We start from the raw sequence: 16,133 nt of genomic DNA, 5'->3' as shown, positions 1-16,133 counted from the left end.
GCAGGCCACCCCACTCGGTGCCGGACCGGAACCAGTCGCCGGGACCCTCAGCGCTTGGCATATTCGCGGAAGCCACGGCCGGTCTTGCGGCCGAGGCAGCCCGCGGCCACCAGGTGCTCCAGCAGCGGCGCCGGGGCGAGCCCCGGGTCGCGGAACTCGCGGTGCAGGACCTTCTCGATGGCGAGCGAGACATCGAGTCCGACGACGTCCAGCAGCTCGAAGGGGCCCATCGGGTACCCGCCGCCCAGCCTCATCGCCGCGTCGATGTCGTCGAGGGACGCGTAGTGCTCCTGCACCATCTTGATCGCGTTGTTCAGGTACGGGAACAGCAGCGCGTTCACGATGAAGCCCGCCCGGTCCCCGCAGTCGACCGCGTGCTTCCTGATCCGGCCGCAGACCTCGCGGACCGTCGCGTGGACGTCGTCGGCCGTCAGCACCGTACGGACGACCTCGACCAGCTTCATGGCCGGCGCCGGGTTGAAGAAGTGCATGCCGATCACGTCCTGCGGGCGCGAGGTGGCACGGGCGCAGGCGACGACCGGCAGGGACGAGGTGGTGGTGGCCAGGATCGCGCCCGGCTTGCAGACCTTGTCCAGCGCGGCGAACAGCTGCCGCTTGACCTCCAGGTCCTCGGCGACCGCCTCCACGGCCAGGTCGACGTCGGCGAAGTCGTCGTACGTGCCCGTCGGCGTGATGCGGTCCAGGGTCTGCGCGGCGGCCTCGGCGGTCAGCCGGCCCTTGTCGACCGAGCGGGCCAGGGACTTGCCGATCCGGGCCTTCGCGGCCTGGGCCTTCTCCTCGCTGCGGGCGGCGATGACCACCTCGTACCCGCCCTTGGCGAAGACCTCGGCGATACCGGAGGCCATGGTGCCCGAGCCCGCGACACCGACCGAGCGGACCTCCCGGCCCGCGGTCAGGCTGCCGCCCTCCAGCGGGGTCAGCGCGTCCCGCACGACGACCGGGCTGTCCGGCGCCTCGTACGTGTAGAAACCACGCCCCGCCTTACGGCCGGTCAGGCCCGCCTCGCTCAGCTGCTTGAGGATCGGGGCCGGTGCGTGCAGGCGGTCGCGGGAGGCGGCGTACATCGCCTCCAGGACCGTGCGCGCGGTGTCGACGCCGATCAGGTCCAGCAGCGCCAGCGGGCCCATGGGCAGCCCGCAGCCCAGCCGCATCGCGGCGTCGATGTCCTCGCGGGAGGCGTACTTCGCCTCGTACATCGCGGCGGCCTGGTTGAGGTAGCCGAAGAGCAGGCCGTCGGCGACGAATCCGGGGCGGTCCCCGACCGCGACGGGCTCCTTGCCCAGGTCCAGGGCGAGGTCGGTGACCGCCGTGACGGCCGCCGGCGCGGTCAGCACCGAGGAGACGACCTCGACCAGCCGCATCGCAGGGGCCGGGTTGAAGAAGTGCAGGCCCAGCACCCGCTCCGGACGGGAGGAGTCGGCGGCCAGCCGGGTGACGGACAGGGCGTTGGTGCCGGTCGCCAGGATCGTCTCGGGGCGCACGATCCCGTCCAGCTCCCGGAAGATCTGCTGCTTGACCTCGTACGACTCCGGCGCCACCTCGATGACCAGGTCGGCGTCGGCCGCCGCCCCGAGGTCGGTGGAGGTGCGGACCCGGGCGAGGATGTCCGTACGGTCCTGCTCGGTCAGCCGCTCGCGCTCGACGCCACGGGCGGTGGAGGCCTCCAGGGCGGCGACGCACTTCGCGGCCTGGGCCTCGCTGATGTCGATGCCGACGACCGTGCGACCGGCCTTGGCGAGGACCTCGGCGATGCCGGTGCCCATCGTGCCGAGGCCGACGACGGCGATGGTCTGCAGCGGGGACTGGGACGGGTCGGAAAGGGGAGTGGCCATCGCGGGACTCCAGGAATGAGGGTGACGACGGGGAACACGACCGGGTGCGCCGAGGGGCGCACCGGGTGCGTGAGAAGTGCGGGTGTTGCCGGGCTGCAAGCGCACACGCCCGGTGAAGGGAGGACCGGCCCTGTCCCGGGGCCGAGTCGCACCGCGGTACCTGAAGTACCGAACCGACTGCTCTCACGACGGCCGCGTCACCAGACTGCCGCGAGGAAATACGAGTGGGTAACTCGCTCGTCTGAGCTTAACTGGCGGGTAACGAGCGCGCCAGCCCTCGTCTTTGTGATGTACGTCCCGCGCAGCTCGCGGCGCCCCTACTCTCTCACCCATGGACGAAGAGTTGCGATCACTCACGCTGCGCTTACGGCAGGAGTCGGGGGCGACGCCCACGTTCGAGCGGCTCGTGGCGACCGATGACGTCGATGCCCTGGCAGGCGTGCTGACCGAACCCGGGCAGCAGCTGTGGGCGAGGGAACTGGCCGCGTTCCGGCTCGGGCTCGCGGGGGACCGGCGGGCCTTCGAGGCCCTGGTGCTGCTGCTCAACCACCGTGACCCGCCGCGCTGCGCCTCCGCCGCCTACGCCCTCGCCCGCCTCGGCGACCCGCGCACCGCCCGCGCGGCCGCCGCCCTCGCCACCAACGAACTGCGTGTCGCCTACGCCCTCCACCCCGTGCGGCTCCTGGTCGAGCTGCGCGCCCCGGAGGCCGTACCCGCGCTGATCACCACCCTGCGGCGGCGGCTGCGGCCGCACGACCCCTACCGTCGCGTGGCCCTCGCCTGTGTGGACGGACTCGGCACGCTCGGCGACGCCCGGGCCAGGCCCGTACTGGACGAGGCCCTCGCCCATCCGGTGCTCGCCGAGGCGGCGGTGCGTGCGCTGGGGAGGATTCCGAAGCAGCGGTGAGGTCAGCGGGGGAGGGGGCTCGCGTAGCGCACTTCGGGGACGGTGGTGCCCTCCACCTCGAAGGGCTCCTCGGCGCCGTCGGCGTGGAAGCCGGCCCGTTCGTAGAAACGGCGGGCCCGGCCGTTCTCCTTGAGGACCCACAGGAGCAGCCGGCCGTGCCCCGCGCGGGAACAGCGCTCCACCGACTCCGTGAGCAGCGCCCGCCCCACGCCGCGTCCCGTGTGCTCCGGGTGGACGTAGATGGCGTACAACTCGGCGTCCGGCGTACGGACTTCACCGTCCCGGTACGGGCCGTGGCAGGCCCAGCCGACGAGTTCGCCCCCGGCGTCCTCGGCGACCAGGTTCACCACGCCGCCGTCGGCCTGCGCGAAGCGCGCACGGCGGCGCTCCGCGTCCTCGGCGGTGCTCAGGCCGTCGAGGTACGCCTGCGGGATCAGGCCGCGGTACGCGCTCTGCCAGCCGCGTATGCGGATCTCCGCGACACGGTCGCAGTCGGCGAGCGCCATCTCCCGGACCCGGAGCCCCTTCACTCCGCCACCACGGCGAAGGCCTCGACCTCCATCAGGAATTCCGGTCGGACCAGCCCTGCGACCCGCACTGCCGAGGCGGCCGGCAGCCGGTCGTCGGGTATGTGCTCGGCGCGGGCGGCACGGATGGCCGGCATATGGGCCATGTCCGTGACGAAGTAGGTGAGTTTGACGACGTCGTCGAAGGTCGCCCCGGCGGCGGCCAGACAGCGCCCGAGGTTCTCGAAGACCTGGTGGGCCTGCGCCGCCGGGTCGCCCTCGCCGACCAGCCCGCCCCGCTCGTCGAGCGCGAGCTGACCGGCGACGGCCACGAAACGGCCGGTGCCCATGACGACATGGCTGTACTGGGCGGCGGCAGCGACCCCGTCCGGGGCGGGAATCCTCGTCAGCTCGCTCATGGATCCATTGTGGACCACGGGTCTGACAGCGCCCGCCCCGACGGACGGTCAAGTGCTCAGCCGCGGAAACCGAGCAGGCGGTGCAGTGTCGAGCCGCGCGCGGACATCGACGCCGTCTTCGACGTCAGCGGTTTGGGGTCCGGCAGGGCGTCGCACGTCGCGTCCCGTGTGCCGAAGCCACGCGGCACGGTGCCGTCGGACAGATAGGTCGCCAGGTACTTGTCCAGGCAGGCGTTCCCGCTCAGCGTGATGCCGTGGTTGCCGCCGCCCTGCTCGACGACCAGGCTGGAGCGCGCCAGCAGGTCGTGGACGGTGACGCCGCCCTCGTACGGAGTGGCCGCGTCGTTCGTCGCCTGGAACAGCAGGGCCGGCGGCAGCTGCCCGTTGGCGATGCTCACCGGACGCGCCGCGTCGGTCGGCCAGAACGCGCACGGTGCGTTGTACCAGGCGTTGTTCCAGGTCATGAACGGCGCCTTCTCGTACGCCGCCCAGTTGTCCTTGCGCCACTGGTGCCAGTCACGCGGCCAGAACGCGTCCCGGCACTGCACCGCGGTGTAGACGCTGTAGCTGTTGTCGTCGGCGGCGTCGATCGCGCCGAAGTTCTTGTACACCTCGACCAGCGGCGCGGTGGTCTTGCGGTTCACATAGGCCGCGAACGCCTCCGCCAGATAGGGCCAGTAGCCGTTGTAGTAGGCGCCCGGGACGAAGGTGTCCTCCAGCTCCGCGGCGCCCACCCTGCCGCCCGCCGGATTCTTGGCCAGCGCCGCCCGCATCGCGTACCACGTGGCTTCGATCTTCTCCGGGTCGGTGCCGAGCCGGTACCGCTCGTCGTGCCTGGCGACCCAGGCCAGGAAGGCGCGGTGGCGGTCGTTGAAGGCGTGGTCCTGGTTGAGGTTGGCCGTGTACCACACGTCGGTGGGGTCGACGATCGAGTCCAGGACCATGCGCCGGACGTGCTGCGGGTACAGCCTCCCGTAGACCGCGCCCAGATAGGTGCCGTAGGAGTAGCCGAAGTAGTTGATCTTCCGCGCGCCCAGTGCCCGGCGGATCGCTTCGATGTCGTGCGCGGCGCTGACCGTGTTGATGTACGGCAGCAGGTGCCCGTACTTCTCGGTGCAGGCGACGGCGAAGGACTTGGCGCGGGCGAGGTTGGCCCGCTCGGCCTCGGGCGTGCTCGGCACGGAGTCCGGGCGCACCGGGCCGAAGTAGCCGGGCTCGCAGTCCAGCGCGGGCTTGCTCTCGCCCACTCCCCGCGGGTCGAAGCCGATGACGTCGTACTGGGCCGCCACCTTCTTGGGCAGCGAGGTCGCGACGAAACCGGCGAGCGCCAGACCGTCGCCGCCGGGACCGCCGGGGTTGACCAGCAGCGGGCCCTGGAACGTCGCGGCGGTGTGCGGGACGCGGGACAGCGCGAGGGTGATCTGCGGACCGCGCGGGTTCGCGTGGTCGAGCGGCACCTTGAGAGACGCGCACTGGAGCATCGGATAGTCGGTGGTGCCGCACTTCTTCCAGCCGGGTTTCGCGGCGCGAAACGTTCCCGCGGAGTGCGGTGCGCTCGCCTCGGCGGGCACGGCCGTAAGGCTCCCGGCCAGCACGACGGCAGCGCCGCACAGCACGGCTGCGCGTGTTCTCATGGAGTCCTTCCAGGGCGGAGAGGCGTCGGACCGCGGAGTTCACGGTCATCGCCGATTCGTCCCGGCAAGCGGCTCTGGAAGAACGTTTTCTGTCAAGACTTGACCCGATTGGGTCGCGAGATGCGCTCGAACGCTCCTATATGAGCGACAGTTGGGTGGGTTCGGACGTCGGCGGCTCGGCCGGTTCGGGCGGCCGGATCCGGCGCGGCAGGTCCGCGCGCGTGGGCCCGATCCCGTACTCCTCCGCCAGTTCGTGGACCTGACGGGTGATCCGGCGCTGGTACCACTTCGGGGCGTAGGAGCCCTCCGCGTACAGCCGCTCGTACCGGGCCACCAGGTAGGGATGGTGCTGACCCAGCCAGGCCATGAACCACTCGCGGGCGCCGGGCCGCAGATGCAGCACCAGCGGTGTGACGGACGTGGCGCCACAGGCCGCGATCGCCCGCACGGTGGCCCGCAGTTGGTCCGGCCGGTCGCCCAGGAACGGGATCACCGGAGCCATCAGCACACCGCAGCCGATGCCGTGCTCGCCCAGCGTCCGTACGACCTCCAGGCGCCGCTCCGGCGCCGGCGTGCCCGGCTCGACGGTGCGCCACAACTCGGGGTCGGTGAAGCCGACCGAGACGGAGATGCCGACGTCCGTCACCTCCGCGGCCTGCTTGATCAGGTCCAGGTCGCGCAGGATCAGCGTGCCTTTGGTCAGGATCGAGAAGGGGTTCGCGTGATCGCGCAGGGCCGAGATGATGCCCGGCATCAGGCGGTAGCGGCCTTCGGCGCGCTGGTAGCAGTCCACGTTCGTGCCCATCGCGATGTGCTCGCCCTGCCAGCGGCGCGAGCCGAGCTGGCGGCGCAGCAGCTCCGGCGCGTTGATCTTGACCACGATCTGGGAGTCGAAGCCCAGGCCCGTGTCGAGGTCGAGATAGCTGTGCGTCTTGCGCGCGAAGCAGTACACACACGCGTGCGAGCAGCCGCGATAGGGGTTGACCGTCCACTGGAACGACATCCGGGAGACCGCCGGCACCCGGTTGATGATCGAGCGGGCCCGGACCTCGTGGAAGGTGATCCCGCGGAACTCCGGAGTGTCGAAGGTACGGGTGGTCACGGCGTCCGCGCCGAACAGCGCGGCGTCGGCCCGGCTGTGTTCGGAGTCCTCTGTGAGGTTGTCCCAGCGCATGACGCCTCCTCGGTAGCACTGCCCACAGAATAGAACACATGTTCCCTTGATCGTGCGAGGGTGTTTTACGAACGTGTTCGACCGGGTTCGGGGACCCCGATTTGGGGGGCCGGGCAGCGGGGTGGTTGGCTTGCCCCGACCCCCGAGAAACCATGTCCTGGAGGAACCTGATGGCGCAGGTCGAGGCCACTACGGAGCGGATCGTCGCGGCGGACGCGGAGACGGTGTTCGACGCCCTCGCCGACTACAGCGGCACGCGCGAGAAGCTGCTGCCCGAGCACTTCAGCGAGTACGAGGTGCGTGAGGGCGGCGACGGCGAGGGCACCCTCGTCCACTGGAAGCTCCAGGCGACCAGCAAGCGTGTGCGCGACTGCCTCCTGGAGGTCAGCGAGCCCACCGACGGTGAGCTGGTCGAGAAGGACCGCAACTCCTCCATGGTCACCACCTGGCGGGTCACCCCGGCCGGCGAGGGCAAGTCCCGGGTCGTCGTGACCACCACCTGGACCGGCGCCGGCGGCATCGGCGGCTTCTTCGAGAAGACCTTCGCCCCCAAGGGCCTCGGCCGGATCTACGACGCGATGCTCGTCAAGCTCGCTTCCGAGGTCGAGAAGTAACCGCCCGCCTCCCCAAGATCCAGCCTTGCGGGGGCCGTTGCGCCTCCTCACCGGTTCGGGTGATCTCCGGGCGGACCCGCCGCATGCCGTAACTCGTCGTGCTTGCTCATAGTTGTCGCTTTTACGTGGGAATTGTGCGGCAGCGCGGCGAGGGGAGCGGTAGGTGGGCGGAATCACTCTGGCGCAGGACGAACCGGCGGTGGCGCCACCCGACATCCCCGCCCCACCACCGGCCCCGGCCGCCGAACTGAGCCCTCGCCGGGTCCGGTTGATCTTCTTCGCACTCATGCCGGCCCTGCTCCTGGCCGCCCTGGAGCAGATGATCGTCGCCACCGCGCTCCCGAAGATCGTCGGCGAGCTGCACGGCCTGGACCGGATGTCCTGGACGATCACCGCCTACCTGCTCACCGCCACCGTCGGACTGCCGATCTACGGCAAGCTCGGCGATCTGCTGGGCCGCAAGGGCGTCTTCCAGTTCGCGATCGTCGTCTTCGTCGCCGGCTCCGCGCTCGCGGGCCGGGCGCAGACCATGGACCAGCTGATCGCCTTCCGCGCCCTCCAGGGCGTCGGCGCGGGCGGCCTCATGATCGGTGTCCAGGCGATCATCGCGGACATCGTGCCGCCCCGGCGGCGCGGCCGCTACCTGGGCCTGATCGGCGCCGCGTTCGGCCTCGCCTCCGTGGCCGGACCACTGCTCGGCGGCTACTTCACGGACCACCTCTCCTGGCGCTGGTGCTTCTACGTCAACGTGCCCTTCGGCCTGGTCACCCTGGCCGTCGTCGCCGTCGCGCTGAAGCTCCCGAAGCCGGCCGCCCGGGCCCGGCTGGACATCCTGGGCGCGCTGTTGCTGACCACCGCCTCCACCTGCCTGGTGCTGCTGACCGGTTGGGGCGGCACCGAGTACGCCTGGGACTCGCGCGTGATCCTCGGCCTCGGCGCCGGAGCGGCCGCGGCGACCGTCCTCTTCCTCGTCGTCGAGCACTTCGCCGTCGAACCCCTCATCCCGCTGCGGCTGTTCAGGGACTCCGTCTTCAACGTCACCGGTCTCATCGGCCTGGTGACCGGAGCCGGACTGTTCGGCGCCGCCAGCTACCTGCCGACCTGGCTGCAGATGGTCGACGGGGTCTCCGCCACGGAGTCGGGCCTGCTCATGCTGCCGATGACGGGCGGCATCGTCGTCGCCTCGATCATCGCCGGACAGCTCATCAGCCACACCGGCCGTTACAAGGCCTACCCGATCCTCGGCGGCGCCCTCTCCGTCGCCGGCATGTGGCTGCTCTCCCGCCTCGAAGCCGACACGCCCCGGCTGCACTACAGCATCTGGACGGCCGTCCTCGGCGCCGGCATCGGCATGGTGATGCCGGTGCTGATCCTCGCCGTGCAGAACTCGGTGCGCCCCGCCGACCTCGGGACCGCCACCAGCGCCAACAACTACTTCCGGCAGATCGGCGGCAGTGTCGGAGCGGCCGTCTTCGGCACCCTCTTCGCCGGCCGGCTCGCCGACGCGCTGGCCGACCGCCTCCCCACGGGCGCGGACTACCGGCTGCCCGAGCCCGAGGCCATCACCCCGCAGCTCGTGCACTCGCTGCCCCCGGCCCTGCGCGACGGCTACATCCGGGCGTACGCCGACGCCATGCCGCGGATCTTCCTCTACCTGGTGCCGGTGCTCGTCCTCGGACTGGTCATCGCCTTCTTCCTCAAGGAGAAACCACTGGTGTCCCACAACGCCCCCGCCACCGACCCGGACACGGCGCTCGGGAACGCCGCGATCCCGCAGGCGCGCGCACCGCACGCGGCCGGAATGCCCGTCTGCGGCTCGGTGCAGCACCACGACGGGACCGTCGTGCCGCGCGCGGCGCTCACGCTCATCGACGTCACCGGGCAGCAGACCGGGCGCGGCGCGAGCGGCGAGGACGGGCGCTACGCGCTCCCCACCCCGGGCCCCGGCGCCTACGTGCTGATCGCCGCCGCCGGCGGACACCAGCCGCAGGCGGTCTCCGTGACGGTCGGCGAACGCCCCGTCGAACTGGACATCGTCCTGGGCGGCGCCGGGAACCTCGTCGGCAGCGTCGTCACCGCCGACGGCACCCCCGTGCGGGACGCCACCGTCACCCTCACCAACGCGCACGGCGCGGTCGTGGCCACCACCCGCAGCGGCCGGGAGGGCGGCTACGTCATCACCGAACTGGTCGCCGGGGAGTACACCCTCGCCGCCGGCGCGCCCGCCTTCCGCCCGGCCGCGCTGCTCGTCACCGTCCAGGCCGACCGCGAGACCCGCCGGGACATCGAACTGTCCGGCGGCGCTGTCCTGCGCGGCACCGTCCGGGCGGGCGGCGGCCGGCCCGTGGAGGACGCCCGCGTGACCCTGCTGGACGTGGCGGGCAACGTCGTCGACACCCTCACCACCGGCCCCGACGGGACGTTCCGGTTCGTCGACCTGTCCTCCGGCGAGTACACCGTCATCGCCGCCGGATACCCGCCCGTCGCCACCGTCCTCCAGGTGGCCGGAGGAGGCCGCACCGAGCGGGACCTCCAGCTGGGACACGAGGACTGAGGCGCACCGGCGCGCGGGTCGTACGCCGGTGCGAGGCCCGCGCGAGCAATTCCCGCATTGCCTCACATCGCCACCGGCGGGCGCCGTACGGTGGTGACGCCGGCACAGATCTCGCGGATCCGTGGGGAGAGAGGGCCTGGGCCATGGACCGTGGCACCGAGAGGGACGCATCTCCCAGCCCTGGAGCTGGACACGGCGCGGTGACGGAACCCACCGAGCCCGGTCGGGTCCCCTTGGCCGTCGTCGTGGTCGACCGCGAAGGCCTCGTGTCCCACTGGAGCCGGGGCGCGCGGCGTCTGTTCGGCGTCCCCAAGGACGAGGCGATCGGCCGCACGGCCCTCGATCTGCTCCCCGTCTCGGGCGCCCTGCCCGAGGAGGAGGACACCAGCCCGTACGCCGACTGCGACGGCCTCGGGCCCGATCTCGAATCGTCCCTCGACGGCGGCCTCTCCTACCCGGCGGCGGGCCGCGCCCGGCTCAGCGCACCCGGCCGTGACCGGGTCGACGTCCTGTGGTGGGCCTACCCCCTGATCGGCCCCGGGCCGGAACGGCTGCTCGTGCTGGCCGCCGACGCGGACGGGCTGCGCGCCGGCGGCATCGGCGACGGGGCGCCGGCGCGGATAGCGCCCGGTTTCGCGCTGCACACGGACTTTCGCGGGGCGGAGGAGCTCGCCCGCCGGCTGCCCGAGATCCTGCCCAGCATGAGCGTGGGCGAGAGCGCCCGTATCGTCGGGCAGGTCCTCGAACTCGGTTATCCGATCCTGGAGTTCAGCCAGAACGACCGGGTGCCCGTCACTCCCGACTGGGGCGTGGCACGGCGCGCCGAGCGCAGGGCACGCAGGGAACGTGCCGCGCGGGCCCTGGCCGCCGGCGAGCCCGTACCGGAGGAGCTGTGCGACGAGGGCGAGGACCTCGAGTACGCGGCCGTCCGCGAGCATCTGGAGTTCCTCAACGAGGTCAGCGGCCGCATCGGCACCTCCCTCGACCTGTCCCGCACGATCGTCGAGGTCAGCAGGGCCGTCGTGCCCCGGTTCACCGACGTCGCCGGGACGTATCTGCGCGAACAGGTCGTCGCCGGCGAGGGGTTCCCGGAGGGCGTGCCCGACACGACCACCATGTGGCACCGCGTCGCCTTGGAGCACACCGACGAGCCCGGCCGCTGGGACGATGTCGTACCGGTCGGGGAGGCCATGCCGTTCCCCGCGCACACGCCGTTCTTCCAGTGCATGACCTCCGGCGAACCCGTCCTCGTGCCGCGCATCAGCGAGGAGATGGGCCACGCCATCGCCGCGCAGTTCGAGAAGCGCGACATCCGGCCGCTCATCACGGGCCGCTCCATGCTGGTCGTGCCCCTCAAGGCCCGCCATGTCGTGCTCGGCTTCATGATCCTGCTGCGGCACCCGGAGCGGCCCGTCTTCGACGACATGGACCGTGTCACCGGTGCCGAACTCGCCGCCCGCGCGGGCCTCGTGCTCGACAACGCGCGTATGTACACCTACCAGGAGAACGTCGCCGAGACGCTCCAGGACAGCATGCTGCCGCACATCCCGCCCCGCATGGCGGGCTGCGACATCGCCACCCGCTATCTGCCGGGCACGCTGCTCGGGCGGGTCGGCGGCGACTGGTTCGACGCGGTCAAGCTGCCCGGCGGCCGTACCGCGTTGGTCGTCGGCGACGTCATGGGCCACGGCCTGAACTCGGCCGCGATGATGGGTCAGTTGCGTACGGCCGTGCAGACCATGGCCGGACTCGACCTGCCGCCCGCCCAGCTCCTGCGAAACCTCGACGACCTGGCCCAGCGCCTCGGCGACAGCTACCTCGCGACCTGCCTGTACGCCGTCTACGACCCGATCGCGAGCGAGCTGCGCCTCGCCAACGCCGGGCACATCCCACCCGTCCTGGTCCGGGCCCGCGACGGGCGCAGCGAACTGCTGGACCTGCCCACGGGAGCGCCGATCGGCGTCGGGGGAGTGCCCTTCGAGGCGGTACGCGTGCGGGTGGAGCCCGGCGACCGGCTGGTGATGTGCACCGACGGGCTGGTCGAGGTGCGCGGCGAGGACATCGGCGTGGGCCTCGCGACGCTCTGCGAGTCGGCCGCCCACCCGGCGGCGTCCATGGACGACGCCTGCGACACCATCATCCGCGCCCTCAACACCTGCGGCGGACGCAAGGACGACGTGGCGCTGCTGATGGCTCGTCTGAACGGCATCGAGCCGGACGACGTCGCCGAGTGGCGGCTCGCCCTCGACCCGGCCGAGGCCGGCCGGGCCCGCGCGGTGGTCCGCGAGCAGCTGCACGACTGGGGCCTGGCGAAACTGGTCACGCCAGCCGAGCTGTTGGTCAGCGAACTCGTCACCAACGCCGAGTGACGAGACAACCCTTCGGGTCGGTGATCCGGGGATTGACGGATCGCAGTTCAAGGAACTGACCGAACTGACCAGCCGTGAACTGGAGGTTCTGTCTCTGCTGGTCACAGGTGACTCGAACCGTCGGCTTGCGCATCGACTTGGAATTGCCGAACGCACGGTGAAGGCCCACCTCACGAGTCTGATGCGCAAGCTCGGCGTCGAATCCCGCGTGGAAGCGGCCCTTCTAGCACAGAGATCCCAGAAAGCGCTATCGGACCTTGGGGCAATACCCAAAGGTCCGATGGGCGAGCGAGGCGTGAGTTGCAAAGGTGACACCTGACGGTCGGAGAGCCCGGCCGTGGACACCTGGTCCGCTGTCCGGGAACTTCGGTCAGCGGATCTTGAGGGGGTAACGCATGAAGCGTCTTTTGGCCTCTCTGGCCATCGGAGCCGCGCTCGCCGGCGGCGTGACGGCCGCCACCGTGCTGCCCGCCCAGGCGGGCACCGTGTCGTGCAGCAACCAGGGCCACAACTCCGGCAACGGCGGCAACGCGTGGGCCAGCGGCTGCTCGCACAGCGGAGCCCACGACGTCCGCCTCTACGGCGAGTGCGACCTCTCGCCGTTCGCCGTGTACTCGCCCTACAAGGGCGGGAGTTTCTCGGGAGCCAGCTTCTCCACCTCCAGCTGCACGTGGGGCGTGGGCGAGTCGGGCTTCCAGCACCGCTGACCGGTGTGAAACGGCGGTGAAGCACGACTGACGGCTGCCGGGCTGAGGAAAGCAGCCCGGCAGCCTTCATCCAGTTTCGCAGCCATCGTCGAGTACGGATGAATGAGGTACACAGGTGTTGGTGTTGGACGGCGTGGCCCGGCGCTACCGCAGTGGCGAGGTCGAGGTTCAGGCGGTGCGCGGGGTGAGTCTGACAGCCCGCGAGGGCACCCTCACCGCGGTCATGGGGCCCAGCGGATGCGGCAAGTCCACCTTGCTCACCATGGCGGGCGGACTGCAGCCCCCGGACACGGGCACGGTCATGGTCGCCGGGGTACGCATCGACACCCTCGCGGAGGCGGAGCTCTACCAGCACAGGCGCCGTCATATCGGCTACGTGTTCCAGGACTACAACCTGGTCCGAATCCTCAGCGTGGCGGAGAACGTGGCTCTGCCCGCCGAACTCGACGGCATGTCCCGCCGCAAGGCCCGCGCGCAGGCGCGAGAGGCGCTCGCTTCCGTGGGCATGGAAGCGTACGCCGACCGCTACCCGGACTCGCTCTCCGGTGGGCAGCAGCAGCGCGTCGCCCTGGCCCGGGCCTTCTCGGGCGGCCGTGGACTGATCCTCGCGGACGAGCCGACCGGGGCGCTGGACAGCGACAGCGCCGCCCAGGTCCTCGACAGCCTCCAGTCGCTGGTGCGGTCCGGGGCGACCTGCGTGATCGTCACCCACGACGAGGCGGTCGCGGCCCGAGCCGACCGCGTCGTCCGGATGCGCGACGGCGTCGTCGGAGAAGGCACCGGGGCTGCCGCGTGAGCGCACGCAGGATCGCCCTTCGGGTCGCCCTACGGCGAGTACGGCGTGACCGCAAGCGGACCTTTGCCCTCACGGCGGCGCTGCTGGTTCCACTGACGCTGGCCGTCACGCTGGTCACGCTCCGGGCCACCAGTGAGATCTCCGAGGATGAACGGGTCGGCACACTCATCGGCCAGTCGCAGGGGGTGCTGCGCAACCTCGAATTCGTCGCGGAGCGGGGTGCGGAGCGCGCCTTGGCCGAAGGGCCGCAGGCGCTGGCCGACGCGGTCGGCCGGGACCTCGAGGTCGTCCCCGAGGTCAACGGCCCGCTCGCCGTCTCCTCCGACGGTCTGCAGGTCGACTCCTTCGGCTACGGCCTCGAACTCGACCGGCCGCTGCACCGGGGCAGGTTCGTGCTGACCGACGGCAGGGCGCCGCGGGCACCGGACGAGGTCGCCCTCTCGCCGAGCGTGGTGGCACGGCTCGGGGTACGGCTGGGAGACCGGGTGGACCTCGGCGAGGGAGGCGCCAAGGCCGAGGTCACCGGCATCGCGGCGATTCCCACCGACACCCTGCGGAAGTTCGTGGTGGCCCTCCCGGCCGTCGTCGCCGGCCAGGCACCGGCTCTCCCCAAGCCCGGGCAGGAGAGCTCCATGGCCGCCGCGCAGGACGGCACCGTCGTCGTGTGGCACACCCCGTACGCGCTCACCCCCGGGGCGCAGCGGGCCATGACCGAGCAGGGCTGGCGCCTCGAACCCCGCTCCAGTGCCTTCGACGTCGCCCGTGACGCCCCGGACTCCCTGCTTCCCGAGGAGTCCGCGGCCGCCTGGGTCCTCGGACTGGCGGTCCTGGTGCTCGGCGAACTCGGCCTGGTGATGGGGGCTGTCTACGCGATCGTCGTCCGCAGCAGCCGACGTGAACTCGCCCTGCTGGCCGCGGCCGGTGCGGGACCGAAGACCAGGCGGTCGGTCATCACCCACCAGGGGATCCTGGTGGGACTTCTCGCCACCGGACTCGCCGTCGGGGCCGGTGTGGCCGGTGCGTGGCTGCTGAAGCCGTGGGCGGCGGAGCGCAACGGTGAACTCTGGGGCGGGCTGCGTCTGGACGCCTGGCCGACGGCGGTCCTGGCACTGCTCGGCGTCCTCACTCCGGCGATCGCGGCCCGGGTCGCGGCACGCGGAGTCGGCGGCAACGTGGTCGCCGCCTTGCGAGACCAAGCCGGCTTCGAGGACCGTGCGCCGCGCCGCGGGCAGGTGATGCTCGGCGTCCTGCTGACCTGCGGTCTGCTGCTGGCCGTCGCCGGTGCGTGGCTCAAGGCCCCGTTCACCGTCATGATCGGGGCGCTGAGCCTGGTCATCGGCACGGGCATTCTCGTACGGAGGCTGCTGCCGTCGAGCGCCGGCCGCGCCGACGGACTCCGGCTGATGCAGCGCATCGGGGCGCGGCTCCTGGCCCGCTCCGCGTCCCGCTCGGCGACCATGGGAACGGTGGTGGCCAGCCTCACGGTGCTGACCGGGCTCGTCCTGGCGGCCATGGGAGGGCTCACCGCGGAAGTCGGCAAGTCGTACGAGCCCAACTCCCCGCACGGTTCGGCCTTCGCCTACGCCACGAAGGTGCCCGGGCCCGCCACCGTCGCCGCCATGGAAGAGGCCCTCGGGGGCGAGCGGCTGACGGCCATGGCCATCGCCAGCCCGCCGGCCCCCAAGGGCACGGCCCCGGACGGCACCGCGTGGTCCTACTGGGGCGAGTACCAGGCCGCTTCACCGCTGCCCGACCGGCCCTCCGCCGTCATGGTGATCCGTGAGGCGGACCTCTCCACGGTGCTCGGCAGGAAACCCACCGCCCGGGAGCGCGGGGCGCTGTCCGCCGGTGGCGCGGTCGTCCTGGACGAGCGGCTCGCACCGGGAGGCCGGCTGACCGTGACCGCGCCGAAGTCCCCCGTCATGGACACGGGACGAACGGAGCTGGACACCAAGAGCCTCGACGCGGTCGCGGCCCAGCGGCGTTCGGAGTACCGCAACCTGCCGGTGGTCTACGTCAGCGCGGCCGGCCTCAAGGCGCTCGGCGGTGTCGAGCAGCCCAACTCCGCCTACTTCTACCTTCCCGCGCCGGAGGGCTCGATCTCCGCGGAACAGGAGGACCGCGCGCGCGGAGCGCTCGCCTCGGACATCGGCAGTGGCTACTTCACGCTGGAGGTGGAACGGGGCCCGGTCGCCGCCGAGGTGCTGAGGGCCACCACTCTGGGCAGCGCGGTGGTGCTGATGCTGGTGGCGGCCACGCTGGCCTTCCTCACGGTGGGCCTCGCCACTCAGGAGATGCGGCCGGACCTGTCGGCACTGGCCGCCGCAGGCGCCGACCGGCGGTTCCGGTCCTGGCTCACCGGTGTGTACGCCGGTCAGGTGACGCTCCTCGGAGTGCTGATGGGGGTCGGGGTGACCGCCGTCGCCACCCCCGCTCTGCTGTTCTCCCTGGACATCGGCTGGTCGCTGTGGCCGTGGCTGGGGCTTGCCGCCGCCTCCGCGGGAGCCGTGGCGGCAGCGGTGGCGGCGGGCTGTCTCGGCGGCTCCCGGGTGACGACACTGCTGAGGACCGCACAGTGAGCCGGAACGCGGTCTGGTGGC

At 71.6% G+C, this 16,133-nt stretch carries 13 protein-coding genes; 8 read left to right on the top strand and 5 right to left on the bottom strand.

Annotation, left to right across the window (positions count from 1 at the left end):
* Window positions 1-47: 47 nt before the first annotated feature.
* Window positions 48-1,853: a 3-hydroxyacyl-CoA dehydrogenase family protein gene (locus tag OG542_RS06985; RefSeq protein WP_328409155.1), complete on the bottom strand. Its 1,806-nt coding sequence runs from the start codon at window positions 1,851-1,853 to the stop codon at window positions 48-50.
* Between the two features lie 331 nt (window positions 1,854-2,184).
* Between OG542_RS06985 and OG542_RS06980 the strand changes: the two genes are divergently transcribed.
* Window positions 2,185-2,760 carry an adenylosuccinate lyase gene (locus OG542_RS06980; protein ID WP_328409154.1) on the top strand — a complete coding sequence of 192 codons (576 nt, stop codon included), beginning with the start codon at window positions 2,185-2,187 and terminating at the stop codon, window positions 2,758-2,760.
* A gap of 2 nt (window positions 2,761-2,762) precedes the next feature.
* On the opposite strand, the gene OG542_RS06975 is transcribed toward OG542_RS06980, so the two are convergent.
* The 4 genes from OG542_RS06975 to OG542_RS06960 form a co-directional block, all read right to left on the bottom strand.
* Window positions 2,763-3,266 carry a GNAT family N-acetyltransferase gene (locus OG542_RS06975; protein ID WP_328417805.1) on the bottom strand — a complete coding sequence of 168 codons (504 nt, stop codon included), beginning with the start codon at window positions 3,264-3,266 and terminating at the stop codon, window positions 2,763-2,765.
* Window positions 3,267-3,286: 20 nt separating this feature from the next.
* Entirely contained in the window at window positions 3,287-3,685 is a 399-nt protein-coding gene (locus OG542_RS06970; protein ID WP_193476916.1) for a RidA family protein, read from the bottom strand.
* 56 nt (window positions 3,686-3,741) lie between these two features.
* Complete coding sequence (locus OG542_RS06965; RefSeq protein WP_328409151.1) at window positions 3,742-5,319, bottom strand: alpha/beta hydrolase; 1,578 nt, start codon at window positions 5,317-5,319, stop codon at window positions 3,742-3,744.
* A 136-nt stretch (window positions 5,320-5,455) separates the two neighbouring features.
* Window positions 5,456-6,493: an Rv2578c family radical SAM protein gene (locus OG542_RS06960; protein ID WP_311128601.1), complete on the bottom strand. Its 1,038-nt coding sequence runs from the start codon at window positions 6,491-6,493 to the stop codon at window positions 5,456-5,458.
* Window positions 6,494-6,663: 170 nt separating this feature from the next.
* Between OG542_RS06960 and OG542_RS06955 the strand changes: the two genes are divergently transcribed.
* The 7 genes from OG542_RS06955 (at window position 6,664) to OG542_RS06925 (ending at window position 16,112) form a co-directional block, all read left to right on the top strand.
* Window positions 6,664-7,107, top strand: a complete 444-nt coding sequence (locus OG542_RS06955) for an SRPBCC family protein (protein ID WP_184590182.1) — start codon at window positions 6,664-6,666, stop codon at window positions 7,105-7,107.
* A gap of 163 nt (window positions 7,108-7,270) precedes the next feature.
* Complete coding sequence (locus tag OG542_RS06950; protein ID WP_328409149.1) at window positions 7,271-9,661, top strand: MFS transporter; 2,391 nt, start codon at window positions 7,271-7,273, stop codon at window positions 9,659-9,661.
* A 143-nt stretch (window positions 9,662-9,804) separates the two neighbouring features.
* Window positions 9,805-12,030 carry a SpoIIE family protein phosphatase gene (locus OG542_RS06945; RefSeq protein ID WP_328409147.1) on the top strand — a complete coding sequence of 742 codons (2,226 nt, stop codon included), beginning with the start codon at window positions 9,805-9,807 and terminating at the stop codon, window positions 12,028-12,030.
* Between the two features lie 31 nt (window positions 12,031-12,061).
* The gene (locus OG542_RS06940; protein WP_328417803.1) at window positions 12,062-12,349 is read left to right on the top strand and encodes a response regulator transcription factor; all 288 of its coding nucleotides are present in this window, start codon (window positions 12,062-12,064) and stop codon (window positions 12,347-12,349) included.
* A gap of 76 nt (window positions 12,350-12,425) precedes the next feature.
* Entirely contained in the window at window positions 12,426-12,737 is a 312-nt protein-coding gene (locus OG542_RS06935) for a hypothetical protein (protein ID WP_184588531.1), read from the top strand.
* Window positions 12,738-12,852: 115 nt separating this feature from the next.
* Window positions 12,853-13,533, top strand: a complete 681-nt coding sequence (locus tag OG542_RS06930) for an ABC transporter ATP-binding protein (protein ID WP_328409145.1) — start codon at window positions 12,853-12,855, stop codon at window positions 13,531-13,533.
* The gene (locus tag OG542_RS06925; RefSeq protein WP_328409143.1) at window positions 13,530-16,112 is read left to right on the top strand and encodes an FtsX-like permease family protein; all 2,583 of its coding nucleotides are present in this window, start codon (window positions 13,530-13,532) and stop codon (window positions 16,110-16,112) included. Before OG542_RS06930 ends, OG542_RS06925 begins: the two co-directional genes overlap by 4 nt.
* Window positions 16,113-16,133: the final 21 nt, after the last annotated feature.

Origin of the sequence: Streptomyces violaceus, from assembly GCF_036014075.1 — a bacterium.
GTDB lineage: Bacteria > Actinomycetota > Actinomycetes > Streptomycetales > Streptomycetaceae > Streptomyces > Streptomyces violaceus.
This window is presented reverse-complemented; position numbering and strand designations above follow the sequence as displayed.